Below are 12,689 nucleotides of genomic sequence, written 5' to 3'. Positions count from 1 at the left end.
CATTATTTACTTATGCTTTATCCCCCACTTAATCAATCACTAACAACAATTATTTCCGCTAGGAACTGGCCTCCTTTCTTTTTGTCAAAAAGATATCTTTCTGAAAAAACTTCAGTTAACTTAAGTTACAAAGATTTTAGCAATCGTTAAATTAAAAATCTATTATTAAGTTTTAATCTTTTTAAAATAACTTTATTATTTTAAAAATAAAAAGGAACTGTAGCAAATATGTAAAAATATTGCATAACATTTCGTTTTTATGCTTGGATAAATTATAATGTCATTAAGGAATTTCTCTATATATCCATTCATGAAAAAAACTAACAGCCCAAATTAAAATAACGTATTTTTCACTTATTTTTTTGGCTAATTTTTATAAAAAATGATTATAATAAATTTTTTTCTCATTTTTCGTAAAAAAAAAATGACAAAATTTAATAATTTGTCATTCGGAAAATTTCGAGTATAAAAATATAGGAGGGAAAAATAAATGAATTTCTCTGTCATGTTAGAAAGGAATATCCAAGTCCAATTAACGATCTTGGACAACTTATATCGCTCACAAGTTACTTGTACGTTAGAGGAATTATCGAAAACAGCTCATTGTGACAAACGTTCTGTGCTTCATCAATGTGACTATCTTAAGGTTTTATCTGAAGATCACATCACAAAAAGTACAAAAGGCTTCACTTTTTCTGGAACGATCAGTGAGTATCAACTATTACTACTAAAAATCTTGGAACATTCCGCCATCTTTCAATTGTTAAAAGACCTTTGTCTTCAACCTAGAGTTGATCTGGTTTCCTTTGCCACAGAGCAAAAGATTAGTATTCCCTCCTTAAGAAGACATCTTACTCGAATCAATCAGTTGCTTACTACCTATCAATTACAATTAAAGACTTCAAAAGGCTTCGTGTATCTCAAAGGTAGCGAACCACAAGTCCGTTATCTTATTTATTTATTTTTGTGGCAATACTATCAAGGGGTCGTTTGGCCCTTTCCAACCGTTGATTTTCATGAAACCTTTGCAGGGATTGAGTATGCTTTTCAGCTGACAAAACAAAAACCAAATAAACTGAAAATGATTGAATGGTGCTTTATTATTGCTATCACTTTCGTCCGATCAGCACAAGGAAATCAGATGAATCAGAGAGAACTTCCTGATTTTACAGAAGAGATTTGGGATAGCTTTGAAGAGATTACCCATTTCCTTAAACGAATGAGCGTGAAAGCCAAGCTCGATCTTTTGGAAGTCCAATTTTTATTTCTTTGGTTACAAGCACGCCCAGCTTTTTATTTAAAAGACGATCACTTAGAACGAGCCATGAAATTCCATCTAAAAAAAGCCACAGCGATCAAACAATTTCAAAATAGTTTCTATAGCTATATTTATGAAATTGGGTTTAAATCTACACAAATCAACGTAAAGAAAAAATTACTAAATAGTACGATCTTTGCCAACGGGATGAGCGGGCTGTTGTTCCACCGATTTTCCACCATTAAATATGACTTATCAGTCTTTGTAGAAGAAAATTACCCAGCATTCAATCGAGAAATCAATCAATTAGCTTCCCAATTCCAAAAACAGCAACAAGAGCTGTATTGGGTACAATCCTGTCATTTGATCGAAGCTTTTATGATCATTACTTCTCCAACATACTTTGATAAAGAAATAAAGATAAAGTACGAAAGTGACTTGCCACTAAGTATTGAACTGAGTTATATGAGTATGTTGCAAGAACAATTACGAGTTTACTTAAATGTGGTTTTTACAAATGATCTTTTGTTTGAGCCAGACTTAATCATTCGAACAACCGATATGCCGTTAAAGATCCTGACCTATGAAGAAACAATCCCGTGTTTAGTCGCTCCGACTGATATGTCTAGTGAGCAGATTTATCTATTAAGCCAAAAAATCAAGAAACTAGTCAACGAATAACTAACCTGGGTTTTTATAAAATAAAAAAAAGATGGCAGACGCCATCTTCTTTTTATTATTTGAATAGACCGCTAAGCGGGCTTTTCTTCAACAAGTTATTATAATTTAGTCACTTCAGCAGCTTGAGGGCCACGTGCGCCTTCAACAATTGCAAATTCAACTTCTTGACCTTCTTCTAAGCTCTTGAAGCCGTCTCCTTGAATTGCTGAAAAATGTACGAACACATCGTCTCCGCCGTCTACTGTAATAAACCCAAATCCTTTTTCATTGTTGAACCATTTAACTGTTCCATGTTCCATAAATGTATAGCCTCCAAAAAAGTTCTTGCAAGAAACCTTGCATAAATATTATACCGAATTTAGAAAACGCTCGCAAGACTTGCTCAATTTATTTTTCATTCTTTTTTTTAGGCTTGAAAATGATTATTTGGCAGTTGATAATTGATTGTTTACTTCTTCCCAGTTCACAACGTTCCAGAAAGCTTCAATGTAATCAGGTCGTACATTCTTATATTTCAAATAATACGCATGTTCCCAAACATCTAAACCTAAAATAGGTGTTTTGCCTTCCATTAATGGTGAATCTTGATTGGCTGTTGAAGTGATCGCTAATTTACCATTTTCCATCACTAACCAAGCCCAACCTGAACCAAAACGGCCAGCTGCAGCTTTTTTAAATTCTTCCTTAAATGTTGCAAAATCACCAAAGGCTTCATCAATCGCTTCTTTAATTGCACCAGTTGGTTCGCCACCAGCATTTGGTGCCATGATTTTCCAGAAGAAAGAATGGTTTGCATGTCCGCCACCATTATTACGTACAGCAGTCTTGATATCTGTAGGGACAGCATCCATATCAGAAAGTAGTTCTTCGATTGTTTTTTCACCTAGTTCTGGATGTTTTTCAATCGCTGCATTTAAATTTGTTACATAAGTATTATGGTGTTTGTCATGATGCAAGTGCATCGTTTCTTCATCGATATAAGGTTCTAACGCATCGAATGCATATGGTAAATCTGGTAATGTGTAAGTCATAAAAAAATTCCTCCTCAATGTGTTTGTTCATAGTGTCTACACTACAAAGAGTAACAAAGAGCAAGGAATTCTTCAAAAATTATGCCTACTGTGGATTTTACTTCTCTTTTTCAGGAAGTTCTTCCTCAATAATGGTTGTCCCTTTAAAAATAAACAATTTACTAAAGACATAATTGGCGACTACCACGATGACTTGGGTAATAATCTTAGCCACATAATCATTTGTGTGCATCACCTGAATCAGCAGCAACATGGAACCCATATCCATACCATAAGAAAGAATCCGATAGAACAAAAATTTACTAAATTCAATAACTAAATGGAAAAAATTAGGTGACTTGGAATGAAATACCCATAATTTGTTCGTTACAAAAGCAAATAAAACAGAACAAATCCAAGAAATAGTATTTGCTATCGGCATACTTAGATGGAGCATCTGTAATGCAATTGCAAAAGTAACGATATTCACGACTGTTGCTAAACCACCAAAAAATAGGTAAATAAATATTTCCCAGTAACCTTTTTCTTCTAAAAATTGTCTCACTCGATAATAAAAATTCATCGTTCATCCTACCTTACTAATCAATTCTTATTCATCATACCTTATTTGTCTCTGGTTTTCATCTTTATTCCTTAAATTCATCTTTGTAACTAGCAAATTTTAACATTCTCGTTATTTTTTATAAAAGCAGGTTCTCACATGAACCTTAAAGGAAGATTGCCAATTGGTATTTCCCCTTGTATTTCTTCTAAGACTTCGCTAGAATTGCTAATGATGACATTATGTATAGAAGGAGTAACTATGACAACAAAACAATTAATTATCAGCTCATTCACGCAATTTAAAGAGCTCAAAAATGCTAGAAAAACCCCGTTCGCTAAATCGGTTCTTTATCTTTTGGTCCTTAGCATCATCATGGCTTTGCCTATTTCCTATCAAGTGTTTCAAGTGCTAGAAAACATCAAACAAGATGGTCAGAAAATTGCCACCAAGATTCCAGATTTTTCCATAAAAAACGGGAAAATTGATGCAGCAGATCATGAAGGTTTCATCTATCAAACAAATTCTATCATCTTTACTTTTGATCCGGAAGGCAAACGATCTGAAAAAGATATTACTTCTGACTTAGTCGGAAATTTTCTTAGTGTTGGACTACTAAAAAATAAACTCGTCGTAGCTTTGCCTAATACCGGTACTACTTTTCTAAACAATAACTCACTTGAACTTGACTATAAAAATGATGCCTTAAAAAATCTAACAGGAAAACAATTGCGTACAACCTTAAGTGAAGCAACAATTCCATTTTGGATCAAGATAGTGACTTTCTTAATTTCTATTTATCCAAGCTTTTTGAATTTGATCGTTACTTTACTTTTAGCTAATTTTGCTGCTTATATTTATGCGCGTTTACGTTTGACTGGCGCTTCTTTTCTTGATTGTTTAAAAACGATGATCTATTCAATCACCCTACCAACAGTCTTAGCCACGATCTTAATGATTTTCTTACCGGCTTTTGACACAAGTGCTTTTATCGCAATAGCAGGACTTTTTATTTTTGCACAGGCGGTAAAAGGCTGGCCAAAAAGCCAAATGATGTAGTTCACGAATGTCAAACATAGGAAACGACTTTCTTCGATTAGGCGGCAACGCTAGTCAAAGAAAGTCGTTTTTTAATGTCAACTATTTTTCTAAGTAAGGATCAATATCCTTTTTGTAATGCCACTTCATTTATCTTAAGCTCTTGATTTGTGACATAGCTTTTAAGATTGGCTAGAAAGATTGTCATTAACTTATTTTGAAAATCTGAGGTTAAGCCAGCGATATGCGGCGTAATCAATACTTGATCCATTTCCCACAATGGGCTTTTTTCAGGTAATGGTTCTTCTTCAAAAACATCCAATGCTGCAAAGGCGAGTTGTTCTTCATTTAATGCCTGAACTAAATCAGCTGTCTTTAAAGAAGCCCCACGTCCAACGTTGATGAATAACGCATGGGAAGCGAATTTTTTGAATAATTCATAATTAAAGAAGCCCTTAGTCTGCTCTGTCAGAGGCAAAATATTTACAATGATATCCATATCAGCTACTACTTTTTCCACTTCGTTTAAGGAATACGTTTGACTGAATCCTTCTACTGGATGCCCGGTAGTATTTATCCCATAACTGACCATAGAAAAGCTGTCTGCTTTCTCAGCAACCATCTTGCCGATTTGCCCCGTTCCGATGATCAATAATTTTTGTTTTTCTAATGGCTGATAATGGACATGAGTTCCTAACCATTCTTTCTTTGCTTGTGCTTTTTGTGCTTGGAACAGCCCTCGAGAATAGCCTAAAATCACTCCCATGATGTGTTCAGCTATTGATTCACTATGAATACCACTACCATTTGAAAGTAAGATCCCTTTTTCAGAAAATGCCGTTAGTGGTAAAGTGTCTACCCCTGCCGAGATCGAATGTACCCATTTTAACCCTGGAGATGCTAATAGCTCTCTTTCGTATTGGCGATTCCACCCTAAACTAATTTCAACATTCATCAAATCTGTAGGTTCAAGCTCAGTTTTTATGACATAATTAGGCGCTAATTCAGTCATTTTATCAATAAATTCTTGTCTAAATCCTCGATCTAAATAAATAATTTTTTCTGCCATCTTAGTTACGCATCCCTTCTATTACTAATTGTAATCAAGTATTTCGTGACTCAGTCTTATGAAAAAAGAGGTAAATATAAAAAAGGAGTTTTCCAAGCTAATGGTAGCTAAAGAAACGCTCCTTTGTTTTATTGTTCTTTGAAATGATAAGTTGGCTCATTTAAAGATGCATCATAATCAACAACAAGATCATACCCCTTGAAAAACCAGTCATCTGCTTCTTCAATAAAAAACAGCATCCCGTCAATGGTTTCTTCTTTGATTGGTCGTTCAGGCTGTTCGACAGACATTCCGATAGAAAAACCATCATGTACTTCTGTCTTGCCGTAGACTTTCCCAAAAAAACGAATCCCATAATTTTCAGGGATGGTTACTTCCTCTTCGAACCATTTACGTGCATTATCTGTTACTGATAATTTCATTCCTGCATCTCCTTATTGATTCATTTTATCGTCTAATATATCTACATCTTCGGTTTCCCCAATTACTAATAAATTATCATTTTCTCTGACATATTCATCTGCTGAAGGTGAAACAACGACCGAACGATCAAAGCGTCGAATTGCTACAACTGTTAGATCATAACGTTGCCTAAAATTCAGCTCCGCTAATGTTTTATTAAAAAATTTGGGATTAGAAACTCGAATTTCTGCAAGAGAAAATTGATCCGATAGTTCTAAGTAATCCAATATATTTTTTGAAACAAGATTATGAGCAATACGAATCCCCATATCTCTTTCCGGGTGAACCACACGATCTGCTCCGATTTTTTCTAACACTCTTGCATGATATTCATTTTGAGCTTTAGCTAAGATGTTGGGAACTCCCATCTCTTTGACCATTAATGTAACGAGGATACTTGCTTGGATATCTTCACCGATTGCAATGATCACATGATCAAAATTTCTGATTCCTAGTGAACGCAATGTCATTTCATCTTGTGCATTTGCTACAACTGCATGAGTAGCGATATTCATATATTCATTGACTCGATCTTCATTGCTATCAATTGCTAATACTTCTTGTCCTGCTTCAACTAAGGTTCGGCAAATACTGCCACCAAATCGTCCAAGCCCGACAATTGCAAAATTTTGTTTCACTTGCTTCCTCCCTTACCTATTTTATTTAAGTATAGCAAAGGCTTTCTAAAAACGAAAGTAAGCTTTCTTTTGTAGAATAAACAATTTATTTAACTAATCCATGTTTGAAAGCATAAATAGCTGCTTGCGTTCGATCTTCTACTTCTAATTTTGCTAATATATTTGAGACATGGGTTTTGACTGTTTTTAAAGTAATAAATAATTCATCTGCGATCTCTTGATTGCTTTTTCCTTCTGCTATCAGCATCAGGATTTCATTTTCGCGTTTTGTCAATTCTTCATGAAGAATTGGCTCGTTTCTCTTACTTATTTTTTCCATCATTTTTGTTGTTACTTCAGGTTCTAGCACTCGTTCCCCTCTTTGAGTTGCTCTGATCGCATCTGCAATTTCATGAGCGGTAGAAGTTTTTAATAGATATCCCGCTGCACCAGCTTCAATGGCTGGATAAACTTTTTCATCATCGATAAAACTGGTTACAATAATTATTTTTGCTTCAGGCCAGTCTTTTAAAATAGCTTTAGTTGATTCAATCCCATCCATTTCTTCCATAACAAGATCCATCAAAATCACATCAGGTCGTAATTCCATTGCTTTTTCATAGCCTTCTCGACCATTTTCTGCTTCACCGATCACTTGAATGTCTTCTTGAATCGATAAATAAGAGGATACTCCTAAGCGAACCATTTCATGATCATCTACGAGTAATACTTGTATCATTTTCAATTATGCCTCCTTGATCAAAGGAACTTTGATCTCAATACTGGTGCCTTGTCCTTTAAAACTAATAATTTTAACTGTTCCACCAATACCTGCTACTCGTTCCCTAATATTATTTAATCCATAACTACCTGTTTTCGTTTCGTTCATATTAAACCCGGTACCATCATCAATCACTCGTAACAATAAGTTATTATTGATTTTGTGTAAATAAACTTCTAATTCATTTGCTTTAGCGTGACGTAATGTATTGGATAATAATTCTTGCACGATACGAAAAAGATGATCTTCAATCGAATTGGACAATTTTACGTCTTCGATCTCCCATTTCAATGAAATTTGAATTTTATTTTGTAGTTCTTTTAATAATTGCTCAATTCCTTGTTTCAAACTCTTCTCCTCCAGATTCACTGGGCGAAGATGAAGTAGGAGCGCGCGCATTTCAGATTGAGAAGCATTGATGATATCAGCAACCATACGTAATTGTTTGCGAAATATTTCTGAACTATCTGTTTTTTCGGCTTGTTCTGTTAAAGCAGACATCATCATCATCGCTGCAAATAATTGTTGTGAGACAGAATCATGGAGTTCCCGGGCTAAACGATGTCTTTCTAGTTCTAAGATTTCCTCTCTTGTCTGTCCATCCACATACTGGGGTCTGCTAGTGATAATTTGTAGTTCACTAGAAACTTCAATCATTTTTTCTTTTATTTTGGTTATTTCTTTATCAATATCTTGTACATAAATATCATCATTTGCACTGGGAATGGGTTCATTCAAATGACTAGACTCATAATTACCAGAAGATAATGCTCTTAATTTTTCTTCAATTTTACCATACTTTGCTTTTTGGATAAGTGATACTATCAAAAAAACCACTAATCCGACACCTAAGGCAATAGCAAACAAATGAAAAATCAGCGGCACATACAATAGTCTTGCACTTAAAATGGCACGCCACCAATTCGTTTGGTTACTTGCATAAAAATAAGTGAACAACGAAAACAAGATGATTAAAAAAGAAGCCGCTGAGGCATAGATTGCCATCATTAATTTTGATAATCTGCTCATCATACACGTATCACCTCAACGTCACCAAGTAATGTATTCGTGATGATTTTTAACCGTCTTGGGTTTTCATCATAATCGTTACTATAAATTTTGATGGATTCATTTTTTAATGAAAATTGTTCCTCTTCAAATAAAACATTTCCAACAAGTGTCGCATGCTCTAAACTGATGGCGATCCCTAAAGGTACCAAAATTCTCGTTCTGCCAATTCCTTTTCGCACAATAACGATATTATCATCCTTTGGTAACAATGTATTGCCAAGATCAATGATCGTATCCCCTGAAATTAAAGCAATATTGATGTCATCCCATTCATAAACATCATTACCAATACGTTGATTTCCAAATAATTGTTGTTTTTTTCGTTCATTATTATGTGTTTTTAATTGATCGGTTTGTACCATGATCATCTGTTTCTTTCGCCAAAAGGTATTTTTTGTTAGATCAATCCCAGAAATTTCAATCCCTTTTAGTCCGATAAACAAGATCGCAAATACTGCCATCAACCATAGTGCAGGGCTATTGACTAAACTAAAGAAAACGATCAAACTCCCTATAATCAATTGAAAATTTCGAAATCCGGATCGTGGATATTTTCTTAATGCTAAATATATGTTCAATGCACCAAACAATACGAGAAGAAGTAATTCTACGTTGTTCACAATTTGCCAAACTGCAAATAGTAATAATAAAGCCTCGACTACGATAAAAAAACGCCAAGAACTATTCATCTTTATTCTCCTTTCATGCACATTCTCATTCTATCATAGCTATTTTTTTAGAAATATACTATAGGACTTGAGATGTAAAGTTTGTCCTAAGTCAAATGGTTCTGGACACTCGTTCCTTAGAAAAATAAATAAGCCGAAGAATCCCAAAAATCGGAGAAACGATTTTCTGATTCTTCGGCTTATTGCTCAAAGTTGTAGATGTCACAACTTCATTTTTGTTCAAGTATTTCTTATGCTTGCTCTACTTTAACGATTTTAACTAACATATCGCCACCAGGGGTAGCAATCGTTACTTCATCATTGACTAATTTACCAATCAAAGCTTGAGCAATTGGTGAATCATTAGAAATTTTACCAGAAAATGGATCAGCTTCTGCACTTCCTACGATTGTGTATTCTTCTTCTTCACCATCCGGTAATTCAATAAATGTTACTGTCTTACCAATTGATACTTCATCTGCATCAACACCGTCATTGTCAATGATTTGAGCAAAACGAATCATATTTTCGATTGTTGTGATTCGACCTTCAACAAACGCTTGTTCATCTTTAGCAGATTCATACTCTGAGTTTTCAGATAGATCACCAAATCCACGAGCGATTTTAATGCGTTCAATGATTTCTCCGCGTTTAACTGTTTTTAATTGTTCTAATTCTTCTTCTAGTTTGGCTTTGCCTTCTAGAGTCATCGGGTAAACTTTCTCAACCATGTATAACGTCTCCTTCTTGATCTATGGAATACCGCAAAAAGTAATCTTTTGAGGAATATAATCCAAAAAAGATTACCACGCTTTTCCTAAAATGTAAATGTTTTTCTATTTTAAATAAATAGTCGATGATACAAATACTATTCTACGAATTATTGACATATTTATCAACTAATTCCAAATGTTCTTCGTAAGTTTTTGCAAAATAAACATCGCCTTTTTTGATATCTGCCACAAAATAGTAGTAATCATTTTGAGTCGGCTCTAATACGGCTTCGATAGCTGCTTCACTAGGGTTATCAAATGGTCCAGGACCATAACCTGTGTTCGTATATAGATTATATGGAGAGTCGACAGCCGTATCTTTATAAGATACCGTTTCTTTGTGTTCTCCCAAAGCATATAAAACAGAGATATCTGATTGTAAAGGCATATCTGCCTTGATACGGTTGAAAAATACTTGGGCGATGTTTTTACGATCGTTTTCTTTAATCCCTTCTTTTTCAACTAATGAGGCCAACGTCAGGACTTCTTGAACCGTCATATTTTTTTGTTTGATGGTTGTAAAATAAGGCTGTAACACGCTATTTGTCTTGTTTACCATCTGAACGACTAAATCTTTCAACGACATTTTTTTGTAGTAATCATAAGTGGCCGGGAACAAATAACCTTCTAAGCGATATTTGACATTTTGAGCTTTGCTCGCACTGTCCAATAAATCTGGGAATTTTTTATAAAGCTCATTGAAAAACGTTTCATCTTTCATCAAATCTAAAAATTCTTGTTTATCTTTTCCAGTGACTTTCGCTACTCTAGCAGCAATTTGTTCAATGTCGTATCCTTCCGGTATCACGATTTTGCCATCTGCTACTTTAGTTGGCTCTGAGGTGCCACCTTCTTGCAATTGTTTTCCGATCTCATCCAAAGTCATATTTGGTGCCATTTGATAATATCCAGCTTGAAAGCCAGTCATATTTTTAAATTTAGTATAGTAATTGAACACGATGCCGCTTTTAATCACTTGATCTTGTTCGAGTATCTCACCTATTTGTTTATTTGATGAACCGCTAGGTATTTCAATTTGAACAAGTTGATCATTTTTAGGATCCAATGGTTTCAACCCGCTATCCACATAGCGGTAAATGGTGAATCCAAGGACGCCTCCAATGATTAGCAACGTCAAAACGATCACTAAAATGATTTTACCAACGATTTTTTCTTCTTTTTTTCGCAAATTTTTTCTCTGATTAATGACTGCATTCTTTTCAGCAGATTGGTCTGATCTGTTTTTTTTCTCTTCTGGACGTTGTTTGTTTTCTGACAAAACAACTCCTCCTTACTATCAACTTCGTAACTTCATCTATTATACATGATATTTTGATTGACGTGAATTAATTTATTTAAATATTCTATCAAAATTGTAAGTAGTAAATCAAATGAAAACAGATTAAAATTAATATCAATGAATACAATAGTTATTTTAACTATTAGCGAAAATGAAAGGACCTTATGACACAATGATAAAAAAAGGCAAACATGCAAAAAAAAGGGCATTTCCTTTTTTCTCTATCATTCTAGTATTGCTCAGTATCAGCGTACTTTCCACCGGTATGATTATAGGATGGAGTATTTATACGAAAGAACAAGCTAAAAATGATTCCGATTCACTAAAACCTAAACAGACATTATCGCTTACACCTGAAGAAAAAAAATTATCAGAAAAAATCAACCACCTGTTAATTAAACATGATTACATTGGCTCAATTTATGTAAAGAAAAATAATCATGTGATTTTTGAGCGTGGCTATGGTTATGCAAACAAAGAAAATGATCAGTTAAACCGCCCTTATCTTTACTATCAAATTGGCTCGATTCAAAAAGCGATGACAGCTCTGTTGATTCTCAAACAAGTAGAATTAGGACACCTTTCTTTGAATACGAAATTGGCTAAGTTTTATCCTCAAATTCCGAATAGTCAAAAGATTTCCATTGAAGATCTACTTTATATGAGATCTGGGTTGAAACCTACAGCTAAACCTACTACCCCATTATCAGATACAGAAGTCGTCCAATTTGCGGTTCAACATCTAAAATTAGTTGACTACCATACTTATCGTTATGAACCATTAAACTTTACAATTTTAGCGGGTATTTTAATCAACTTAACTCACCAACCTTATGAAAAATTAGTAGAGAATGAGATTATCAAACCTTTGGATTTGAAACAGACCGCTTTTTATGATCAAGTCAAAAACTCTCCGCATCATGCCCTTTCCTATCAGATGTCTGCTAGTGATGATTACTGGAAGCCATTAACTGAATCGCAAACAGCGATCCATAATGAATTAGGGACTGGAAATATCAGTATGTCGGTGCTTGATTTAAATACGTTTTTCACTAAAGTTTTATCAGGTAAAATGATCCCACAGAAATTACTTTTTACATTATGGAAACCCAGTCCTACTGGCCACCCATATCGTGGTGGTGTCTATTGTGGTAATGATTATGTTTTGGCACAAGGAAACATCAATCGTTTCCATTCAGTCGCTGTTTTCAAACGTGATTTGAAAGATGCGGTTGTCATGGAAAGTAACGACCAATCAGATAAAAAAATAAAATTAACTGCTCTAGACTTGCGAAATCGAATTTATAATTTAATTGAAGGGTCCAAGATATTAGAAGAAAATTAATCCTGAAAACGAAAAAGATTATCGTCCCAAAAATTAAGTACGTCATAGTTCAAA

The 12,689-nt window shown here is 34.3% G+C and carries 14 protein-coding genes; 3 read left to right on the top strand and 11 right to left on the bottom strand.

All coding sequences use genetic code 11. The features are described 5' to 3' along the window. The first annotated feature begins 490 nt into the window (after positions 1 to 490). The gene (locus IGJ27_RS03860; protein ID WP_178306099.1) at positions 491 to 1,939 is read left to right on the top strand and encodes a helix-turn-helix domain-containing protein; all 1,449 of its coding nucleotides are present in this window, start codon (positions 491 to 493) and stop codon (positions 1,937 to 1,939) included. Between the two features lie 98 nt (positions 1,940 to 2,037). Here IGJ27_RS03860 and IGJ27_RS03855 read toward each other — a convergent pair whose 3' ends face one another. The 3 genes from IGJ27_RS03855 to IGJ27_RS03845 form a co-directional block, all read right to left on the bottom strand. Continuing rightward, positions 2,038 to 2,238 (bottom strand): cold-shock protein, encoded by a 201-nt coding sequence (locus IGJ27_RS03855; RefSeq protein WP_010719711.1) that lies wholly within the window; start codon positions 2,236 to 2,238, stop codon positions 2,038 to 2,040. Positions 2,239 to 2,361: 123 nt separating this feature from the next. Continuing rightward, positions 2,362 to 2,970, bottom strand: coding sequence for a superoxide dismutase (locus IGJ27_RS03850; protein WP_081128616.1), 609 nt, complete (start codon positions 2,968 to 2,970; stop codon positions 2,362 to 2,364). A 97-nt stretch (positions 2,971 to 3,067) separates the two neighbouring features. After that, the gene (locus IGJ27_RS03845; RefSeq protein WP_010719713.1) at positions 3,068 to 3,532 is read right to left on the bottom strand and encodes a GtrA family protein; all 465 of its coding nucleotides are present in this window, start codon (positions 3,530 to 3,532) and stop codon (positions 3,068 to 3,070) included. A gap of 240 nt (positions 3,533 to 3,772) precedes the next feature. On the opposite strand from IGJ27_RS03845, the gene IGJ27_RS03840 reads away from it, so the two are divergent. Further along, positions 3,773 to 4,570, top strand: coding sequence for a DUF1189 domain-containing protein (locus IGJ27_RS03840; RefSeq protein WP_025480226.1), 798 nt, complete (start codon positions 3,773 to 3,775; stop codon positions 4,568 to 4,570). A 100-nt stretch (positions 4,571 to 4,670) separates the two neighbouring features. Here the strand turns inward: IGJ27_RS03840 and IGJ27_RS03835 are convergent, their stop codons facing one another. The 8 genes from IGJ27_RS03835 to mltG form a co-directional block, all read right to left on the bottom strand. Further along, a complete protein-coding gene (locus IGJ27_RS03835; RefSeq protein WP_126344418.1) occupies positions 4,671 to 5,618 on the bottom strand; it encodes a phosphoglycerate dehydrogenase in 948 nt (315 codons plus the stop codon). A gap of 128 nt (positions 5,619 to 5,746) precedes the next feature. After that, positions 5,747 to 6,040 carry a HesB/YadR/YfhF family protein gene (locus IGJ27_RS03830; RefSeq protein WP_010719716.1) on the bottom strand — a complete coding sequence of 98 codons (294 nt, stop codon included), beginning with the start codon at positions 6,038 to 6,040 and terminating at the stop codon, positions 5,747 to 5,749. 12 nt (positions 6,041 to 6,052) lie between these two features. Beyond that, entirely contained in the window at positions 6,053 to 6,718 is a 666-nt protein-coding gene (locus tag IGJ27_RS03825; RefSeq protein ID WP_010719717.1) for a potassium channel family protein, read from the bottom strand. Between the two features lie 85 nt (positions 6,719 to 6,803). Continuing rightward, positions 6,804 to 7,436: a response regulator transcription factor gene (locus tag IGJ27_RS03820; protein ID WP_010719718.1), complete on the bottom strand. Its 633-nt coding sequence runs from the start codon at positions 7,434 to 7,436 to the stop codon at positions 6,804 to 6,806. Between the two features lie 6 nt (positions 7,437 to 7,442). Beyond that, on the bottom strand, positions 7,443 to 8,510 hold the full coding sequence (liaS, locus tag IGJ27_RS03815; RefSeq protein ID WP_010719719.1) for a two-component system sensor histidine kinase LiaS: 1,068 nt from the start codon (positions 8,508 to 8,510) through the stop codon (positions 7,443 to 7,445). Then, positions 8,507 to 9,238 (bottom strand): cell wall-active antibiotics response protein LiaF, encoded by a 732-nt coding sequence (gene liaF / locus IGJ27_RS03810; RefSeq protein ID WP_178306100.1) that lies wholly within the window; start codon positions 9,236 to 9,238, stop codon positions 8,507 to 8,509. The genes liaS and liaF overlap by 4 nt, the downstream gene beginning before the upstream one ends. 230 nt (positions 9,239 to 9,468) lie before the next feature. Further along, complete coding sequence (gene greA / locus IGJ27_RS03805; RefSeq protein ID WP_010719721.1) at positions 9,469 to 9,948, bottom strand: transcription elongation factor GreA; 480 nt, start codon at positions 9,946 to 9,948, stop codon at positions 9,469 to 9,471. Between the two features lie 142 nt (positions 9,949 to 10,090). Further along, positions 10,091 to 11,269, bottom strand: coding sequence for an endolytic transglycosylase MltG (mltG, locus tag IGJ27_RS03800; RefSeq protein ID WP_094940982.1), 1,179 nt, complete (start codon positions 11,267 to 11,269; stop codon positions 10,091 to 10,093). 196 nt (positions 11,270 to 11,465) lie between these two features. Between mltG and IGJ27_RS03795 the strand changes: the two genes are divergently transcribed. Further along, positions 11,466 to 12,635 carry a serine hydrolase domain-containing protein gene (locus IGJ27_RS03795; RefSeq protein WP_178306419.1) on the top strand — a complete coding sequence of 390 codons (1,170 nt, stop codon included), beginning with the start codon at positions 11,466 to 11,468 and terminating at the stop codon, positions 12,633 to 12,635. Positions 12,636 to 12,689: the final 54 nt, after the last annotated feature.

Origin of the sequence: Enterococcus sp. DIV1726a (genome assembly GCF_051710985.1) — a bacterium.
Lineage (GTDB): Bacteria > Bacillota > Bacilli > Lactobacillales > Enterococcaceae > Enterococcus_B > Enterococcus_B hirae.
Note: the sequence above shows the minus strand (reverse complement) of the source record. Positions and strands in the feature narration are given on the sequence as shown.